The sequence below is a fragment of the Paraburkholderia sp. RL17-368-BIF-A genome (assembly GCF_046054045.1).
Classification (GTDB): Bacteria; Pseudomonadota; Gammaproteobacteria; order Burkholderiales; family Burkholderiaceae; genus Paraburkholderia; species Paraburkholderia graminis.
In genome coordinates this window covers 101,637-120,054 of the sequence record NZ_JARESN010000020.1, presented here as the reverse complement: position 1 = coordinate 120,054, position 18,418 = coordinate 101,637, and the positions used below count along the sequence as shown (strand labels likewise).

Here is an 18,418-nt window from a genome sequence, read left to right as displayed (position 1 = left end):
ACCGATTGCCACAGCATTCGTACCCGTTGCCGACGAATCAGCCAGCGTCGAATTCGCGTGGAAATACTTGACGCCGCCACCGTTCACGATGTTGTTCACCGTGTTGTTCATGTTGGTGACGTTACCGCTCAGGTTTGCAACGTTGTTGTTCGTGTTCGACACGTTGTTCGAGACGTTGTTGACCTTCGCGTCTTCCGACTGCAACTGGCTCACGTTCACTGCATCCGTCGCGTTCAGACCCGCTGCGACGTTCGTGATGCGACGTTCTGCACCTGCCTTGCCCACCGACACTTCGCCGCCGGCTGCCGTCGCTGCCGAGATCGCCGTGCCACCCGTCGGCGTGAAGCCTGCCGTCGCCAGCGTGGCCGAGTTCGCCACCGAGTTCGAGCCCAGTGCTACCGAGTTCGCCGTCGTCGCCGACGCTGCACCGCCGATTGCCACTGCGTTCGTGCCCGTTGCCGACGAATCAGCCAGCGTCGAGTTCGCGTGGAAATACTTGATGCCGCCACCGTTCACGATGTTGTTCACCGTGTTGTTGATGTTGGTGACATTGCCGCTCAGGTTTGCAACGTTGTTGTTGGTGTTCGACAGGTTGTTCGCGACGTTCGACACGTTGTTCGAGACGTTGTTGACCTTCGCGTCTTCAGACTGCAACTGGCTCACGTTGACGGCATCGGTCGCATTCAGACCGGCTGCGACGTTCGTGATGCGACGCTCTGCACCTGCTGCGCCAACCGACACTTCGCCGCCGGCTGCCGTGGCTGCCGAGATCGCCGTGCCGCCGACCGGCGTAAAGCCTGCCGTCGTCAACGTGGCCGAGTTCGCCACCGCCCCGGCGCCGAGCGCAACCGAGTTCACGGTTGCGGCCGAGGCGCCTTGCCCCAGCGCAACAGTATTTATTGCAGTGGCGCTGGAATAGTCGCCGATAGCGATAGCCTCACTGGCCGTCGCGTTGGCGTGAGGACCTACCGCGACTGCTGCATGAGCGCCGGCATTCGCGTTACCACCGATCGCAACGCCCCAGCCGTTGGTGTTCGACGTCGTGCCACTAACCGTGGACGTCGCGCCTTCGCCAACCGCCACGCTATCGTATGCTGCGGCGGTGGCAGATTCGCCAAACGCGGATGAGTTTGTTGCGGAGGCGAGCGAACCCCAGCCCATTGCGGTCGAACTGGCGCCGCTAGCCACGGCAACCGGTCCGGCAGCAACGCTGTTCGAGCCCGTCGCGGACGCGTCCGCCAGCGTCGAGTTAGCGTGGAAATACTTGATGCCGCCACCGTTCACGATGTTGTTCACCGTGTTGTTGATGTTGGTGACGTTCCCGCTCAGGTTCGCAACGTTGTTGTTGGTGTTCGACAGGTTGTTCGCGACGTTCGAAACGTTGTTCGAGACGTTGTTGACCTTTGCGTCTTCCGACTGCAACTGGCTCACGTTCACTGCGTCCGTGGCGTTCAGGCCCGCTGCCACGTTCGTGATACGACGTTCTTTACCTGCCGCGCCCACCGACACTTCACCGCCCACGGCCGTGGCTGCCGAAATCGCCGTGCCACCAACCGGCGTGAAGCCTGCCGTCGTCAGCGTGGCCGAGTTCGCCACCGAGTTGTAACCCAGTGCCACGGAGTTCACCGTTGCAGCAGTGGAAGAGCCACCCAACGCCGTGCCGTTGGCCGCACCACTGGTGGCCCCCGTGCCCACAGCAAGCTGGTTGTTTACACCGGTGCCGCCAGCAGTAGACGCCTGCGTGCCTATCGCGATCGACAGACCACCGCCTGCTGTAGCGTTCTGACCGATCGCCATATCCTGCGAGTAGCCGGTATAGCTGCCATCGCCAATCGCGATCGCTCCATCCATGAGCATCCCGCTCTGCATCGATGCATTACGGCCAATCGCAATGCTGCCTGCACCGCGAGCAACTGCATTCGGTCCGACCGCCACGCTATCGACGCCCACAGCCGACGAGTCGGCCAGCGTCGAGTTCGTGTGGAAGTACTTGATGCCGCCACCGTTCACGATGTTGTTCATCGTGTTGTTGATGTTGGTGACGTTGCCGCTCAGGTTCGCGACGTTGTTGTTCGTGTTGGCCAGGTTGTTCGCGACGTTCGAAACGTTGCTCGAGACGTTGTTCACCTTCGCGTCTTCCGACTGCAACTGGCTGACGTTCACTGCGTCGGTCGGGTTGAAACCTGCTGCGACGTTCGTGATGCGGCGTTCGGCACCTGCCGAACCCACCGACACTTCGCCGCCCGGGGCCGTCGCTGCCGAGATCGCCGTGCCACCGACCGGCGTGAAGCCTGCCGTCGTCAGCGTGGCCGAGTTCGCCACCGAATTGGAGCCCAGCGCCACCGAGTTCGATGTGGTCGCCGTTGCAAGGTAGCCAACCGTGACCGCGCCCGCGCCAGACGTAAGCGAGTTGCTGCCGAGTGCGGTCGAGTTCGTGGCGCCAGCGGAAGCAGAGGTGCCGAGAGCAACCATGTTGTTCGTGGATACGGCGTTCAGCGTCGATGCGCCGTAACCGATGGCCGTCGACGATCCTCCGCCGGCTGTCGCGAAGCCGCCTATCGCGGTATCTCCGATGTACGTCGCGTACGCTGAGTCGCCTATGGCGATAGCGTCGTTCGTCGCCGTGCCAGACGCCCACGACAAAGCTTTCGGACCAATGGCGATTGAGCCGTATGATGATGTTGATGCACCCGCCTTGGCGTCGTCCGTGCCGTCGTTGTTCCCAGTCACCTTGAAATAGCGTGTACCTTGGCCGTTGTTGATGTTGGTGATCGAGGTGTTCAGCTTGCCCAGTGCCGTATCCACCGTGCCGAACGCCGTGCCGATGTCCGTCTTCGCGCCCGTCGTACCGTCGATCGAATTTGCGTTCGTCAGCGCGTAGCTAGGTGCGCTAATCGCGCCCGTCGAGCTAACCGTGGAACCGCCGCCAATGGCGCTGGCCGCAGAAGCGCTCACCGCGTAGAGCTGGCTGCCGTTGATCGCGTCGCCGCTAATGCTGCTGACGGTACCGGCTGCAACGTTCACGATCTTGTGACTGGTCATGTCGACCTGGTTCATCATTGCAATGCCGCTCGGGCCGTAGATCGTGACCTTTCCCGTCGCGTTGCTCCCGGAAGCGCCCACGAGAATCGCGGCGTTCGTGCCGTCAGGACTGAAGTAGTTGCCGTTTTCGGAAAGGACTACTCCAGTGCCGAGGCTCGAGCTACCGCTGAAGCATGTCGCAGCCTGCTGCGTGTTCGTCCATGCACCAGCTTGGGCCGCGCTAAAGCTGGCATAAGAGTTTATTGCATTCCCGCAATTGATGATCGAGCCCGCCATCGCGGATGGTGCGAACGCCGACAATCCCACCCCGGCAGCAACCAGCACTCCGCTTGCGCCTAGCGCCTTGATGCTACGTGCCTTGCGGCCGCTCTTCCCGCGTCCCTTCGCCACTTCCGGCGCTGCAACATATGTACCGGTAGTCTCATTCCAAACTGTTTTGTACGACTTGTTCACGATTTCATCCTGTAAAGGCGTGATGACTGGGATCTGCGCGGCACCGTGCTGATTAACGTGGTGCGTCGCTGCCAACGAGCTGCCAAAAGGATTCAATCTGACCGTCGCACTTATGCACTTGAGACTGTCTTAATATCCTTCCAGCGAAGATCTCAATATAAAACTGAGCGACTCTGGAGATAATCAGACTATGCTTAATTGGTCTCAATCGACTGTCACATACTAGGAAACGCGACTCGCGCCAAAATCTCACGGATCCTTGAAATTCTGTAAAGAAGTGGCTTTAAGGCAGGCAAGCATCGAACTTTATTTAGGATTATTCTTATTCGATGCAGTTCGATCTGGAGGAACACGGCCTGTGGACGGGGCTTTGCCCGTGCGACCGCAGCGCTTGTCCCATCGCGCGAATTTGAAATACGAACGAGGCAGACCGACGATTGCGCGATTATGCGATGGCCCGACCAGGAAATATACGGACTAAAATTCAGAAAAGTCCTAAGATTCGAAAAATCACGGGAATAGCGTTTTTTAGGATTTGTCTTATTTCTATTATTTCTTTATTTGATAACTCCGGCCGTCACTAGAACAATGACGAGCTTGCCCTCGATTGCATCAGGCCAACACAAGTTTTAAACCGCCAAATTTGCCTCCACATAAAAGACGGCGGAATTCGCAGATGAGCGCGAAAAAAACCGCGGCGAGGCGGTGGTTAGTTGACCGGAGGCGGTTTGATTTAACTCTTAAAGATTGACGCTTTCCGTGGCAGCTGGAGCGTTGATTGCCGTGACAATCACGGCCGCGTCGGCCGTCCTTTACGCGGACTTGCGCTTCCCAGCCATCCGCGCTAAACGCCCGCTCCGGCCTATCACGCCGGAGTGCTGCAAGCCGGTTACGTCCAGTCGATTCCCGTTGACAGTGACGGAACTCGGGAAAGCCGAGCTGTTCATGCCGCAACGCACCGATCGGTGAGCGTCAGGCCGTTTGGCCTGTAATGGGCCTGCTCATGCCCTGATTTGACCAAGGCTTGCCGGCCCGTCCGGCGCCCGCTCTGCACAACGGTCAGGAGCGCGCACATAGCGGCATCAGCAGACCGGCGTTTCAACCATCCGCACAGCCTGTGCAAGTCTCACAGCCGGGTACCTCTCAAAACGGCTTGATCACCACCAACGCGACCGCGGCCAGCATCCCCAGCACCGGCAGTTCATTGAACATCCGATACCACTTGTCCGAGCGACGGTTTTCCCCGCGCTCGAAAGTGCGCAGCAGAACCCCGCAGTAAGCGTGGTAAATCACCAGCAGCACGACCACGCCAACCTTCGCGTGAAGCCATCCCTGCCCTCGTCCGATACCGACGACAAGCCACAACCACAGCCCGCAAGCGAGCGCCGGCACCGCGATAAACGACATGAAGCGGAACAGTTTGCGCGCCATGATCAGCAGACGCTTCACCGCGGCGGGTTCGGTTTCCATCGCCAGATTGACGAAAATGCGCGGCAAATAGAACAGGCCGGCGAACCAGGAAGCGATCAGAACGATATGGAACGTCTTGATCCAGAGCATCGTGGGAGTCCTTGGTGGTGTGTGAATTATTGTGGAAAGCGCCGGCGATCATGCCGGGCCTGTGCCGCGACGCAAAGTGATCGGCGGTCGCGGGATTTGAAACAATCATGCGTGGCCGCGTTGCACGGCCACGCTTTCCATCGCGTCGGCGCCTAATGACGCCCTTCGCCATGCCCAAGCACGACATACTTCAGCGACGTCAACCCTTCCAGCCCCACCGGGCCGCGCGCGTGGAGCTTATCGTTGGAAATGCCGATTTCCGCGCCGAGACCGAATTCGAAGCCGTCGGCGAAACGCGTCGAGGCGTTCACCATCACGCTCGCCGAATCCACTTCGCGCAGGAAGCGCATCGCGCGATCATGGTCTTCCGTGACGATCGCGTCGGTATGTTGCGAACTGTACGTGTTGATGTGCTCGATGGCGGCGTCAAGATCGTCGACCACCTTGATCGCGAGCACGGGCGCGAGATATTCGGTGCGCCAGTCTTCTTCGGTTGCGTCGACGAGCGGACCCACGCCCGCGTCCGCCAGGACCGCACGCGCCGCCGCGTCCACGCGCAATTCGACATTTTTCTCGCGATACAGCTTGCCGAGCGGCGGCAACACGTCGGACGCAATGCCGCGCGCGACCAGCAGCGTCTCCATCGTATTGCAGGTGCCGTAGCGGTGCGTCTTGGCGTTATCGCAAACGGTCAGCGCCTTCTTAAGATCGGCGCGGTCGTCCACGTATACGTGGCAGATGCCGTCCAGATGCTTGATCATCGGCACCCGCGCTTCGTTCATGAGCCGCTCGATCAGGCTCTTGCCGCCGCGCGGCACGATCACGTCGACGTATTCGGTCATCGTGATCAGCTTGCCGACCGCGGCGCGGTCCGACGTCGCAACAACCTGCACGGCGTCTTGCGGCAAACCGGCCGCTTCGAGCGCCTCGCCGATCAGCTTCGCGAGCGCGGTATTGCATTCGAGCGCTTCCGAACCGCCGCGCAGAATCGTCGCGTTGCCCGATTTGAGGCAGAGCGCGGCGGCGTCGATCGTCACGTTAGGACGCGATTCGTAGATGATGCCGATCACGCCGAGCGGCACGCGCATCTGCCCGACCTGGATGCCGCTCGGCCGGTACTTCAGATTGCTGATCTCGCCGATCGGATCGGCGAGTGCCGCGACCTGGCGCAGACCTTCGACCATCGTCCTGAGCGCCTTGTCCGACAGCGTGAGACGGTCGATGAAAGCCGCGTCGTGACCTTTATCGCGAGCGCGTGCGACGTCGCGCGCGTTGGCTTCCTTGAGCAACGCGGCATCGCGCTCGATACCCGCCGCGACCGCCGCGAGCGCGGCGTTCTTCGCAGCCGTCGACGCCCGCGCCATCGCACGCGATGCCCGGCGCGCGCGCCGGCCGAGGTCGGTCATGTACTGGTCGATATCCATGGTGATTCTCGTATTGCCGGGCACGCCGATGCGCGGCGCACAGGCTGATTAGCTGATTAGCGAAAGATCCAGCGATTGTAAGTCGGGCCAGGGCGCTTTGCTTGCGAGGGCGCGGTTAGCGCCGCTGAGATGCCGCAACACGGCGGGCCGCGCTACGCTCGCTAGACCGAGCCAAGCTGTACGGCTGGCTAGCTCAGCACCGCGACACCTAAACCGCGCCGCCTACAGCACCAGCGAACCTCACGCCGGCCTGCGCACCGCGGCCGCAGCCGCACCCCGAGCAGGTCGTGGCGGCGGCGCAGCAGACGTTCTCGGCGACGCCACCACCATCGCAAGCTCGAACAGCCCGTCCCACGGATCGGGCGGCGGATCGTTGCGATGATTACCCGGCGTCCCGCCCGACAATCCCTTCACCTGTCGATCCAGCCGCGCCGCCAGCGCCAATGCCTTTTCCAGCGCCGCCTCGGTGACACGCGACAATGCCGGCCCGATCAAGCGCTCGCGCGGACCCCACACGCGGTTTTCGCGCACGAGCATGGCAAGCGGCTTGCCGGCCGCGACGCCGCGCTTGATCCGCAGCAGCGTGCGCAATTCCTCGACGACGGCCCACAACACCAGCACCGCCGCCTCGCCTTCGCCGCGCAGCCCGTCGAGCATGCGCGACAAGCGGCCGACGTCGCCGGCAAGCATCGCCTCGTTCAGCTTGAAGACGTCGTAACGCGCGACGTTCAGCACCGCGTCGTGTATCTGTTCGAAGCTCAACGAACCCGCCGGATACAGCAGCCCGAGCTTCTGGATTTCCTGATGCGCGGCGAGCAGATTGCCTTCGACACGCTCCGCGATAAACGCCAACGCGCGCCGCCCTTCCTCGCCCGCGGCCACCCGCTGACCCTGCGCCGCGAGCCGCTGGCCGACCCAGTTCGGCAATTGCGCGCGCTCGACGGGATCGATCTTCAACGCGACGCCCGCGTCGGCGAGCGCCGTGAACCACGCCGATTTTTGCGTGGCCGCGTCGAGCCGCGGCAGCGTGATCATGGTCAGCACGTCGTCGTTGACGGAGCCCGCGAGCGCCTTCAGCGCTTCGGCGCCTTCCTTGCCGGGCTTGCCCGACGGAATGCGCAATTCGACCAGTTGACGGTCGCCGAACAGCGACATGGACTGGCTCGCGCCGAGCAACGAACTCCAGTCGAAACTGCGCTCGACGGTGAACACAGAGCGGTCGGTAAAGCCGGCCGCGCGAGCCGACGCGCGAATCCGGTCGCACGCTTCCTGCGCGAGCAGATGCTCGTCGCCGTACACAACGTACAGTCCGGCGAGTCCCTTGGCCAGATGCGCTTCGAGCGCGTCAAGTCGCAGTTGCATGGCTATGCTGATGTCCGGTCAGGTCGACGTGCCCGCCGCTCACAGCGGCGGCGGCGGCAACGGCGCGCGCGGCACGACGCCCGGCACCTGCTCGCCCGGCGCCGGATGCATCGAACGCACGCTCGACAGACGTCGCGTGAGCTGGTCGATCGCGTCGTTTTCCATGTCGGCAAAGAGGATTTCCGACTCGGCGGTCTTCGCCTGCGAGTACTTGTCGCTATAGGTCATCGCGCGGTTCAACGCGATCACGCTCGGCGGAATCAGCACGGTGCCGTCCTTGCCGATCAGCGTGTAGTTCATCGCAAGGTTCAATTGATACTCGGAGACGACGCCCAGCGAATTCAGCGTCAGCGTGCTCGTGCCGCGGCTTTCGGTGATTTGCAACGTCGCGTCCGCGTTGGCCACCGACTTCACCACCACCGTGTCGCTGCCGCCCTGCACCATGCGCGTGAGCCGCGCGCCCGCGGCCGGCGAGCCGCCCGCGATGAAGAGGCGTTTGAACGCATAGTCCTGCTGACCGCGCAACTGGAAGCCGCATGCGGACAACATCAATACGCTGCAAGCCAGCGTTACAAAAAGCGATCTGCGAGTCACATTGGCTCCTGGTTCGCAGTGGATTCCCGGCGCTCGGCAAGCGACGCCGCGAGGCGGCGCGTTGCCGGCCGGCAGGTGTTGCTGTGTCGTCAAACGACCACGTTCACGAGACGGCCCGGCACGACGACGATCTTCTTCGGCGCCTTGCCTTCGCTGAACTTCGCGACCATTTCATGCGCGGCCGCGAGCTGTTCGATCGATTCACGCGACGCGTCTTTCGCCACCGTCAGCGCGCCGCGCACCTTGCCGTTCACCTGCAGCACGAGTTCGATCTCCGATTGCTCGAGCGCTTTTTCGTCGACCTTCGGCCACGGCGCGTCGAGCAGCGAACCGAATTCGTCGGCATAACCGAGTTCCTGCCAGAGCTGGAACGTCAGGTGCGGCACGACCGGATACAGCACACGCAGCATCACGCTGTACGTTTCGCGCAGTACGCCCGGCAGCGCGCCCTTCGCGCTGTCGAGCGCGTTGAGCATCTTCATCGCGGCCGACACGACCGTGTTGTACTGCAGACGCTGGTAGTCGAAGTCGGCCTGCTTCAGCACGCTATAGACTTCTCGGCGCAGCAGTTTGTCGGCGTCGCCGAGTTGCGCGGCGTCGAACTGCCCGCCCGCGCGCAACGCGGCTTCGTTCGCCTGAGCGAAATTCCAGACGCGGCGCAGGAAGCGGCTCGCGCCTTCCACGCCCGAGCCCGACCATTCGAGCTGCTGCTCGGGCGGGGCGGCAAACATGACGAACAGACGCGCGGTGTCCGCGCCGTGCTGATCGATCAGCGATTGCGGATCGACGCCGTTGTTCTTCGACTTCGACATTTTCTCGACGCCGCCGAGCACGACCGGCTCGCCGTCCGAGTTCAGCACGGCGCCGACCGGGCGGCCCTTGTCGTCGAACGAGACGGTCACGTCTGCCGGGTTGTACCAGGTCTTCTTGCCCGTCGCGTCTTCGCGATAGTAGGTTTCGTTGAGCACCATGCCCTGTGTGAGCAGGTTCCTGGCCGGCTCGCCGAACTTGACGAGACCCAGGTCGCGCATCACCTTGGCCCAGAAGCGCGAGTACAACAGGTGCAGAATCGCGTGCTCGATACCGCCGATGTACTGGTCCATCGGCGCCCAGTAATCGGTGCGCTCGTCGACCATGGTCTTCGCATCCGGCGACGCGTAGCGGTAGAAGTACCACGACGAATCGACGAACGTGTCCATCGTGTCGGTTTCGCGTTTGGCCGCGCCGCCGCAAGTCGGGCAGGCGCAGTTCACGAACGCTTCGGACTTCGCGAGCGGATTACCCGTGCCGTCCGGCACGAGGTCTTCAGGCAACACGACCGGCAGATCTTTTTCCGGCACCGGCACGTCGCCGCACTTCGGGCAATGGATGATCGGAATCGGCGTGCCCCAATAGCGCTGGCGCGACACGCCCCAGTCACGCAGACGCCACGTGATCTGCTTGTCGCCGAGGCCGAGCGCTTTCAGGTCGGCGGCGATCGCGTCCACCGCCTGTTCGTAATCGAGGCCGTCGTACTTGCCGCTGTTGACGAGCGTGCCCGTCTTCTCGCCGTACCATTCTTCCCACGCGTCTGTCGAAAATTCCTTGCCTTCGACCGCCACCACCTGCTTGATCGGCAGACCGTACTTCTTCGCAAACGCGAAGTCGCGCTCGTCGTGCGCCGGCACGCCCATCACCGCGCCTTCGCCGTAGCTCATCAGCACGTAGTTGCCGATCCACACTTCGACCCGTTCCTGCGTCAGCGGATGCGTGACGTAGAAGCCGGTGGCCATGCCCTTCTTTTCCATCGTCGCGACGTCGGCTTCGGCGACGCCGCCGCGCTTGCATTCGTCGATGAAAGCCTGCAACTCCGGCTTGTCTTTCAGGAGGCGCGTGGCGAGCGGATGCTCGGCGGCGATCGCGCAGAACGTCACGCCCATGATCGTGTCGGCGCGGGTGGTAAACACGCGCAGCAGTTTCTGTTCGCCGTCGATTTCATACGGGAAGCCGAAGTTCACGCCGAAGCTCTTGCCAATCCAGTTCTGCTGCATGATCTTCACGCGCTCGGGCCAGCCGAGGCCTTCGAGATCGTTCAGCAGTTCGTCCGCGTACTGCGTGATGCGCATGTAGTACATCGGGATTTCGCGCTTTTCGACGAGCGCGCCCGAGCGCCAGCCGCGGCCGTCGATCACCTGCTCGTTCGCGAGCACGGTTTGATCGACCGGGTCCCAGTTGACGGTGCCGGTTTTCTTGTACGCGATGCCCTTTTCCAGCATCTTCAGGAACAGCCACTGGTTCCACTTGTAGTAGTCGGGGCTGCAGGTGGCGACTTCGCGCGACCAGTCGATCGCGAGACCCATCGACTGCATCTGCTTCTTCATGTAAGCGATGTTGTCGTAGGTCCACTTGGCCGGCGGCACGTTGTTCGCCATCGCCGCGTTTTCCGCGGGCATGCCGAACGCGTCCCAGCCCATCGGCATCAGCACGTTGTAGCCGTTCATCCGCAGATAGCGGTACATCACGTCGTTGATCGTGTAGTTGCGCACGTGCCCCATGTGCAGCTTGCCCGACGGATACGGCAGCATCGAGACGCAATAGAACTTGGGCTTGTCGGTGGTTTCCGTCGTCTTGTACGCGTCGATGGCGCGCCATTGCCCTTGCGCGGCGGATTCGACGTCGGAGGGAACGTATTTTTCGTGCATGGTGTGATGGGTCGCTGGGTTCGGTGCTTCCGCACCGGCCGCTATGCTGCTTTGGTGCTTTTGCTGGATGAAATGGCGTCGTTTCCCCTTCTGCGGGGGAAAGGGCTGATTATACCGTTCGCGGACGGCTGCGCCGCGCTCTGAAGCCGCGCGCTTACTGCCGCGCGGCCGGCGGCGGGTCCGTCACGAAACCGATCCGCTCGAGACCGGCCTGCTGCGCGGCGCCCATCACCTGCGCGATCACCTCGTAGCGCGTGTTGCGCTCGGCGTGCAGGTGGATTTCGGGCTGGCCAGTGGCTTTGCCGGTTTCGCCGTCTTGCACTGCTTCACTCGCTTCCGCCGCTTTCGCCGCCTGCGCGAAGCGGCTGCGCATCTGTTCGAGCGTGATGAGGCTGCCGTTCCAGTAGAGCTTGCCCGCGGCGTCGATTGAAAGCGAAATGGTTTGCGGCGTTTCGCGCGCCGGCGCCGCGGCGACCTTCGGCAGATCGAGCCGGATAGCGTGCGTGAACAACGGCGCGGTAATGATGAAGATCACGAGCAGCACGAGCATCACGTCGATCAACGGCGTCATGTTGATCTCGGCCATCGGCGCGGCCGTCTGCTTTTTCTCGAGTCCGCCGAATGCCATGTCGCCTCCTCGCCGCGCGCTCAGTGAGCTTGCTGAGCGGCCGCCTGCTGGCCGCGCAGCGGCGCTTGCGGCTGGCCGGCGGGCGCGCAGACGTACGCGTGCAGATCGTGAGCGAAGCCGTCGAGTTCCTCCGACAACTGCCGCACGAGACGCCCGAGCACGTTGTACGCGAGCACCGCAGGAATCGCGACCACGAGGCCAAAGGCAGTCATGATGAGCGCCTCGCCGACCGGGCCCGCGACGTTTTCGATCTGTGCCTGCCCGCTCGCCGCGATACTGCCGAGCGCGTGATAAATGCCCCACACGGTGCCGAGCAGCCCGACGAAAGGCGCCGTGCTGCCGACCGAAGCGAGCAGCACTTGCCCGAATTCCAGCCGCCGTTGCGACGCACTGAGCGCCTGGCGCAGCGCTCTCAGCACCCGCTCGCCGCGCTCGACGCGCGCGAGCAACGCACCGGGAATATCGACCTCGGCGGCATGGAGCGCCGCTTCGGCGAGCGGCGAGAAGACGCGCTCGCGGTCGGCGCGCTTCAGCGCAGCGACGCCTTCAGCGAGCGTAGGCGCCTGCCAGAAGCGCGCGATCGCGCGCGTCGCCTGGCGTTTCGCGCGCACGAGCACCCAGCTCTTGACGATCAGAAAGCACCAGCTCGCCACCGACATCGCCAACAGCACATAGGCGACGCCATGCGTGATCGCGTCGCTCGTTTGAAGGTAATGGATGATGCCGCTGCCGCCTGCCATCTGGCCTCGCCGAAAGAATGTGCCGGACTGTGCCTAGCGCAAGCCGAGCACGTCCTGCATGTCGAAGAAGCCGGTCTGATGGCCCTCGAGGAAACGCACGGCGCGAAGCGCGCCCTGCGCGTACGAGAGACGGCTCGCCGACTTGTGCGTGATTTCAATGCGCTCGCCGATGCCCGCAAACAGCACCGTATGATCGCCGACGATGTCGCCGCCGCGAATCGCCGAAAAGCCGATGGTGGACGGATCGCGTTCGCCCGTCACGCCCTCGCGGCCGTAGACGGCGCAGTCGTCGAGATTGCGGCCTAGCGCATTCGCGATCACCTCGCCCATGGTGAGCGCGGTGCCCGACGGCGCGTCGACCTTGTGACGGTGATGCGCCTCGATGATCTCGATGTCGTAGCCGGTTGCGAAATGCTTCGCCGCGAATTCGAGCAGCTTCAGCGTGACGTTCACGCCCACGCTCATATTCGACGCGAACATGATCGCGACGTTGTCCGCCCCGGCGCGCAATTGCGCCTTCTGCGCGTTGTCGAAGCCGGTCGTGCCGATCACCATTTTCACGTTGTGGCGCTGCGCCGCTTCGAGATGCACGAGCGTGCCTTCCGGGCGCGTGAAGTCGATCAGATAGTCGGACTCGGCGAACACGCGCTCGATGTCGTCCGTCAGCGCGACGCCCGTCTGTTTGCCGACAAAAGCGCCGGCGTCCTGACCGAGTTGCGGCGAACCTGGACGGTCGAGCGCGCCGGACAGCGTGGCGTCGGAATCGTTAAGAACCGTTTCGATGAGCATGCGGCCCATACGGCCCGATGCGCCAGCAATCGCAATTTTCATGGCTACGAGGGTTCGAAAGAACGGCCCGGCAAGCGCGGGCAAAAGCGGCGGCGGGCAGCACGCCCTCGCGCCGCGCATGACTGGAACAGCAGAGAACCGGACGGCGCCGCGCAACCTGGCTTCATGCGCGACGCAACGCAAAAAGTCACGTTGCAGCGGGCGCTTGCGCGGCTACCGTCTTAAAACAAGGACAACGATATTACTGGCTCGTTCCCGAAGTGGACGGCGCGGTCAACGGTGCGTTGTACGTCGGGCTACTGCCGCTTTGCGACGAACCGCTCGGCCCGACCGGATTGTCCTGCGACGACGGCGCGGGAGGCGGCGGACGATGGAACTGGAACTGCGGCTGACCAGCGGACGTGGCGCCTTGCGGCGGCACGCCGCCGGCATTCGCGGTCGGCGCCGTTGAGCGCACCGACGAGCGCGTATTGCGCGACGGCGCCTGCACGGCATTCGTCGCACGATTGGCGGCTTGTGCGGCTTCGGCGTTCGCATCCGTGGACGGCGCGGCGGCGGCCGCTGCACCCTCGACGGACGGCGAGCGCGTGGTGTCCACGGTGACCGGGGCCGCAGCGGCGACCGGCGCACTTGCGCCCGCAGCGCTGCTTGCTACGTTAGGCACCGCTGCCTTCTTGCCGCGCTTGTCGCCGTCGATTTCGGCGAGCAGTTCGAGGTTCGACGGCAGATCTTCGCCGCCACTCCAGCTCGCGACGCGGTCGCCGGCGAACAGGACGATGAAGTCGCGCTGCTGCACGACGTTGGTCGAGCCGCGCTTGAAATAGAACACGTAGTCCCAGCGGTCAGCGTGGAACATGTCGGCCAGAAGCGGCGTGCCGAGCAACTGACGCACCTGCGCGCGCGACATGCCCACCTGCATTTGCGAAGCGGCTTCTTTCGAGACGAAGTTGCCTTGCACAACGGTAATCCGGTACGGCGTGATGCTTTGAGCAATCCGCTGCGTGAGGCTGTCGTACGTGGAACATCCTGCGAGAATCGCGACAGCCGCAACAGCGATCAAGGTACCCCGCATGCGGCTCCCCCGGTAGATCAATTGAGATTTTGAAATCATTTCACTCACCGTGCGGGCCCGCTGACGAGCCGCGCGAGTTTCATTCCATCGAAGATGACCAGAACGGCAAAAACACATTACTATGAGAGCCCAGCATTGTACTCTAGGGATCCCTTGTCATGACCAATCCAACCGATCTCAAGAATATCGGGCTCAAGGCGACCCTTCCGCGCCTCAAAATCCTTGAGATTTTTCAGCACAGCCCCGTCCGTCACCTGACGGCCGAAGACGTGTATCGCAATCTCCTGCACGAGGAACTCGATATCGGTCTTGCCACCGTTTATCGCGTGCTGACGCAATTCGAGCAGGCCGGCCTGCTGTCGCGCAGCAATTTCGAATCGGGCAAGGCGGTGTTCGAACTGAACGAAGGGTCGCACCACGACCATCTGGTGTGCCTCGATTGCGGTCTCGTGGAAGAGTTTTTCGACTCGGAAATCGAGAATCGTCAGCAGTCCATTGCGAAGGAACGCGGCTTCAAGCTGCAGGAACACGCGTTGGCGCTGTACGGTGCCTGCACGAAGGAAAACTGCCCGCATCGCAAGCATTGACGTGGCATCGGCCGTGTCGGGGGGCGCGGTCGGAAATTGAGCGATAAGCACAGAATGGCCCGGCCGGTGGTGAATCGGCCGGGCCATTTTTTCGTCGAATGAAAAGCGGTGCGTTGCGCTATTGCATTTCACTTGCTTACTTCAGCGCTTACGCCGGTATTTCGACGCTCTCCGCGAACACTAGCCGCCACGGCTGCGGCAACATCTGCTCGTCGCAATTGCGCCCCTCACCGCCGCGATCGACGACGAGAAAATCGCTCACGCGATCAAGCGCGAGAAGCGGATGATGCCAGACGCCCTTCGCATAATTGACGCCCTGCCAGGCGTCGGTCCAGAAGCCGCGCATCTGCGTGCAATCGAGCTCGCCGGCCGGCGCGACGACGATCAGATAGCGGCACGGCGTCAACGGAATGAAAGCCTGACTGCCGAGCGGGTGCCGCTCCAGCATCGCGATGTCGAGCGGCAACGCATGCGGCTGCGCCCGGAACAGGTTGACGAGCGGCCGCCCGCCGCCGTCCGCCACGTCGACGCGCGCGAGGTCGTGATAGCGCTCGGTCGTGCCGCCGTTGATCGGAAAATGACGCGCGCCTTCGAGTTCGATCACGTCGCCGAACGGCGCGAACGCCTCGCGCGTCAGACGCTGCAGTTGCAATGTCGGTTTCAAAGCCGCTTCCGGGGTCTTCATCCGTGACGCTCCATTTACGCGATCTCGCCCCACAGGCGCAGCCGCGACACGCCGCCGTCGGGGAAGATATTGAAACGCACGTGCGTGACCGGCCCGAGCGACGCGAGGCCGTCCGCGAACGTGTGAACGTGATCCATCTGCAGCTTCTGCTCATCGAGCAGCACGGGCCAGAACATCGCTTGGGTGACGAGCGAATCGTCGGTCCCGCCGATGACGCGCGCGGCCTGCAACGAGCAGCGATCCGGGAAATTGCCCTTGAAATGCGCGGTATCCACTTCGATTTTGCGGATCACACCCGGCCGCGCCAGCGCGACGATCGCCCAGTCGTTGCCCGGCTCGCGGCGGCGCCGCGTCTCCCAGCCGTCGCCCATGTTGACGCCGCGGCCCGGCATCAGCATCTGCGAGGCGGGGCCGAAATGCTGGTTGTTGGCGGCGACCAGATACGCGCCGTTTTCAATCGCCGCGAGGTCCAGCAGCGCGCCGCGCTCCACGCGTTCCCAGTCACGCCTGGGCTGGCCGTACACGCGCAAACGCGCGAGGCCGCCGTCCGGGTACAGGTTCACGCGCAAGTGCGTGAAGGCGCGCGCGTCGTTCACTTCGACGTAATGGTGCTGGTTGCCCTGGAGCGTCGTCGCGGGAACCAGCGTTTGCCAGTCGGCATTGTCGGGCGGCACGTCGCCGTCCGCGTGACAGGCGTCGATCGACGCCGCCGGCGGAAAATTGCCGGTGAAGTGGCTCGTGTCCAGATCGACGCCGTGCACGACGCCCGGCCGCGCGAGGCGGATCACGCAAAAATCGTGGCCGCTCGTGCGCTTGCGGCGGGTTTCCCAGCCGTCCATCCACTTGCCGTGGTCGTCGTATTTTCCGGGGATGAATACCGCCGGCTGCGGATCGAGCATGCGTTCTTTCGGCGCGAAGAATTCGTCGCTGGCGAAGAGCGCCTTTGCGCCGAGCCGCGGGTCGGCGAGATTCATGTAGCGGCGGGTGAAAGCGGGAGCGTTCGGGTCGAGGATCGGATTAGCCATGGTTTGCAGTCAAGCGACGTGAAGTTGGAGATGCGCCGGCGGTCCAGCGGGTTTGTCGGCGGAGAAAGCGGGCGGCGTCGGGGCGTGGGATTGCGAAGCGTCAGGCAAACGTGCGAGCGGGTTTCGCGGACAGCAACGGTAGCGAGCGGTGGCTCTGCCCGCGGCCTGGCCAAACCGGCCGGCGCGAGGCGGCGTGGCTCGCTTCGAGGTCTCGCCACGCGCCGCCATTCGCGCCGCCATTTGTGCTGCCCTTCGTACTGCCCTTAAAGCCGCCCTCAAACAGCGGGGGCGCTGTGACCGCTTACCGGTTCGACAGCAGCTTCCTCGCCGCCGGCGACATAGCGGAAATCCGCATCGTCATTCAGCACACGATGCGCGCGCGCCCGGTCGATGTCCTTCTCCCACACGGCGACGACCACCGTCGCCACGCAGTTGCCGATCAGGTTGGTCAGCGCGCGGGCAATGCCGACGAACCAGTCGACGGGAAGGATCAGCACGAGGCCAAGCACGGGAATCGCCGGAATCGCCGACAGCGTCGCCGCCAGAATGACGATCGCGGAGCCGGGAATGCCGTGCGCGCCCTTCGACGTGACGAGCGACACCAGCACGACCACGATCAGATCGTGCGTGGAAAGCGGCGTGTTGGTCGCCTGCGCGATGAACAGCACGGCGAGCGTCAGATAGATCGAAAAGCCGTCGAGATTGAACGAGTAGCCGGTCGGAATCACGAGACCGACCGTCGAATCCTTGACGCCCATCCATTCGAGCTTGCGCATGACTTGCGGCAGCACGGCATCGGAAGAAGCGGTGCCGAGCACGATCGACAACTCTTCGCGCAGATAACGGATCAGCTTGAAAATGCTGAAGCCCGCGAGCCGCATGACGACGCCCAGCACGACCACCACGAACACGACGCAGCTCGCGTAAAACACGAGCACCAGCATGCCGAGCTGCTTGAGCGACTCGACGCCGTACTTGCCGGTCGTAAAGGCAATCGCGCCGAGCACGCCGAGCGGCGCCAGCTTGATGATGAAACCCATCACGCGGAAGAACACCTGCGCGAGTTCGTCGATCATGCTGCCCACGCGCTGCCCTTTGCTGCCGAGCAACGAAAGCGCCGAACCGAACAGCACCGAAAAGACCAGAATCTGCAGAATGTCGCCGGTAGCGAACGCGTTGAACGCGGTGTCCGGAATGATCTTCAGCAGAAAACCGGCCGTGTCCTTCAGGCTCTTCGCGTGCTCCGTGTAGGTGGAGAGCGAGGCCGGATCGAGCGAATGGAGGTCGATGTTCATGCCGGCGCCAGGACGCGTTGCGTAGGCCAGCACCGCGCCGATCACGAGCGCGATCGTCGTCATCACCTCGAAGTAGATCACCGCCTTCAGTCCGACACGGCCGACCTTGCGCAGATCGCCCGCGTGCGCCATGCCGCTCACCACGACGCAAAACACGATCGGACCGATCACCATCTTGATCAGCTTGAGGAAGCCGTCGCCGAGCGGACGCAGCGATTGCGCGAACTGCGGGTAGAGCGCGCCGATCGCGACGCCGATCAGAAGCGCTATCACGACCCGGCCAAACAGCGAATTGAGAAACTTCAGCACGGCTTCCTCCTGAGGTGGATGTCCATCTGTTCAGACTGGTCCGACCAGACCTGTTATGGTGGATAGTAGGAAGCCGATATACTGACGTCAAGGCGTCTTGAAACGGTGTTTACCCGCGCTGTGTCGCTCGCTTGTGCGGTTCGCGACGCAGCCTGTTCGCCGTTAATTCCAC

The 18,418-nt window shown here is 63.1% G+C and carries 14 protein-coding genes; 1 reads left to right on the top strand and 13 read right to left on the bottom strand.

From position 1 onward, the window contains the following. The 10 genes from P0D87_RS27245 to P0D87_RS27200 all read right to left on the bottom strand — a co-directional run. The coding region (locus P0D87_RS27245) for a beta strand repeat-containing protein (protein WP_408637080.1) at positions 1-3,495 on the bottom strand (3,495 nt) is incomplete at its 3' end. Positions 3,496-4,638: 1,143 nt separating this feature from the next. Further along, a complete protein-coding gene (locus P0D87_RS27240; protein WP_006051907.1) occupies positions 4,639-5,055 on the bottom strand; it encodes a CopD family protein in 417 nt (138 codons plus the stop codon). Positions 5,056-5,207: 152 nt separating this feature from the next. Beyond that, positions 5,208-6,479, bottom strand: coding sequence for a glutamate-5-semialdehyde dehydrogenase (locus P0D87_RS27235; protein WP_053858731.1), 1,272 nt, complete (start codon positions 6,477-6,479; stop codon positions 5,208-5,210). Between the two features lie 240 nt (positions 6,480-6,719). Continuing rightward, the gene (gene holA, locus P0D87_RS27230) at positions 6,720-7,841 is read right to left on the bottom strand and encodes a DNA polymerase III subunit delta (protein ID WP_053858732.1); all 1,122 of its coding nucleotides are present in this window, start codon (positions 7,839-7,841) and stop codon (positions 6,720-6,722) included. A 39-nt stretch (positions 7,842-7,880) separates the two neighbouring features. Continuing rightward, entirely contained in the window at positions 7,881-8,435 is a 555-nt protein-coding gene (locus tag P0D87_RS27225; RefSeq protein ID WP_029971464.1) for an LPS-assembly lipoprotein LptE, read from the bottom strand. Between the two features lie 89 nt (positions 8,436-8,524). Beyond that, positions 8,525-11,116: a leucine--tRNA ligase gene (gene leuS / locus P0D87_RS27220; protein WP_053858733.1), complete on the bottom strand. Its 2,592-nt coding sequence runs from the start codon at positions 11,114-11,116 to the stop codon at positions 8,525-8,527. A 154-nt stretch (positions 11,117-11,270) separates the two neighbouring features. Continuing rightward, the gene (locus tag P0D87_RS27215; protein ID WP_053858734.1) at positions 11,271-11,744 is read right to left on the bottom strand and encodes an ExbD/TolR family protein; all 474 of its coding nucleotides are present in this window, start codon (positions 11,742-11,744) and stop codon (positions 11,271-11,273) included. 20 nt (positions 11,745-11,764) lie between these two features. Continuing rightward, complete coding sequence (locus tag P0D87_RS27210; RefSeq protein ID WP_006051901.1) at positions 11,765-12,484, bottom strand: MotA/TolQ/ExbB proton channel family protein; 720 nt, start codon at positions 12,482-12,484, stop codon at positions 11,765-11,767. A 33-nt stretch (positions 12,485-12,517) separates the two neighbouring features. Then, positions 12,518-13,315, bottom strand: a complete 798-nt coding sequence (gene dapB, locus P0D87_RS27205; RefSeq protein ID WP_029971467.1) for a 4-hydroxy-tetrahydrodipicolinate reductase — start codon at positions 13,313-13,315, stop codon at positions 12,518-12,520. 199 nt (positions 13,316-13,514) lie between these two features. Further along, on the bottom strand, positions 13,515-14,345 hold the full coding sequence (locus P0D87_RS27200; RefSeq protein ID WP_006051898.1) for an outer membrane protein assembly factor BamE: 831 nt from the start codon (positions 14,343-14,345) through the stop codon (positions 13,515-13,517). Between the two features lie 158 nt (positions 14,346-14,503). On the opposite strand from P0D87_RS27200, the gene fur reads away from it, so the two are divergent. Next, a complete protein-coding gene (gene fur / locus P0D87_RS27195) occupies positions 14,504-14,932 on the top strand; it encodes a ferric iron uptake transcriptional regulator (RefSeq protein WP_006051897.1) in 429 nt (142 codons plus the stop codon). A gap of 148 nt (positions 14,933-15,080) precedes the next feature. On the opposite strand, the gene P0D87_RS27190 is transcribed toward fur, so the two are convergent. The 3 genes from P0D87_RS27190 to P0D87_RS27180 form a co-directional block, all read right to left on the bottom strand. Further along, positions 15,081-15,617, bottom strand: a complete 537-nt coding sequence (locus P0D87_RS27190) for an ureidoglycolate lyase (protein ID WP_053858735.1) — start codon at positions 15,615-15,617, stop codon at positions 15,081-15,083. Positions 15,618-15,631: 14 nt separating this feature from the next. After that, positions 15,632-16,642, bottom strand: a complete 1,011-nt coding sequence (gene alc / locus P0D87_RS27185) for an allantoicase (protein WP_053858736.1) — start codon at positions 16,640-16,642, stop codon at positions 15,632-15,634. A 275-nt stretch (positions 16,643-16,917) separates the two neighbouring features. Next, positions 16,918-18,246 carry a C4-dicarboxylate transporter DctA gene (locus P0D87_RS27180; protein ID WP_053858737.1) on the bottom strand — a complete coding sequence of 443 codons (1,329 nt, stop codon included), beginning with the start codon at positions 18,244-18,246 and terminating at the stop codon, positions 16,918-16,920. Between the last annotated feature and the right edge of the window lie 172 nt (positions 18,247-18,418).

Excerpts from the sequence above, each read along its gene's own strand:
- alc (WP_053858736.1), bottom strand. The coding sequence starts at position 16,642 with ATGGCTAATCCGATCCTCGACCCGAACGCTCCCGCTTTCACCCGCCGC.
- dapB (WP_029971467.1), bottom strand. The coding sequence starts at position 13,315 with ATGAAAATTGCGATTGCTGGCGCATCGGGCCGTATGGGCCGCATGCTC.
- P0D87_RS27190 (WP_053858735.1), bottom strand. The coding sequence starts at position 15,617 with ATGAAGACCCCGGAAGCGGCTTTGAAACCGACATTGCAACTGCAGCGT.
- P0D87_RS27200 (WP_006051898.1), bottom strand. The coding sequence starts at position 14,345 with ATGCGGGGTACCTTGATCGCTGTTGCGGCTGTCGCGATTCTCGCAGGA.
- leuS (WP_053858733.1), bottom strand. The coding sequence starts at position 11,116 with ATGCACGAAAAATACGTTCCCTCCGACGTCGAATCCGCCGCGCAAGGG.
- P0D87_RS27215 (WP_053858734.1), bottom strand. The coding sequence starts at position 11,744 with ATGGCATTCGGCGGACTCGAGAAAAAGCAGACGGCCGCGCCGATGGCC.
- P0D87_RS27240 (WP_006051907.1), bottom strand. The coding sequence starts at position 5,055 with ATGCTCTGGATCAAGACGTTCCATATCGTTCTGATCGCTTCCTGGTTC.
- fur (WP_006051897.1), top strand. The coding sequence starts at position 14,504 with ATGACCAATCCAACCGATCTCAAGAATATCGGGCTCAAGGCGACCCTT.
- holA (WP_053858732.1), bottom strand. The coding sequence starts at position 7,841 with ATGCAACTGCGACTTGACGCGCTCGAAGCGCATCTGGCCAAGGGACTC.
- P0D87_RS27210 (WP_006051901.1), bottom strand. The coding sequence starts at position 12,484 with ATGGCAGGCGGCAGCGGCATCATCCATTACCTTCAAACGAGCGACGCG.
- P0D87_RS27235 (WP_053858731.1), bottom strand. The coding sequence starts at position 6,479 with ATGGATATCGACCAGTACATGACCGACCTCGGCCGGCGCGCGCGCCGG.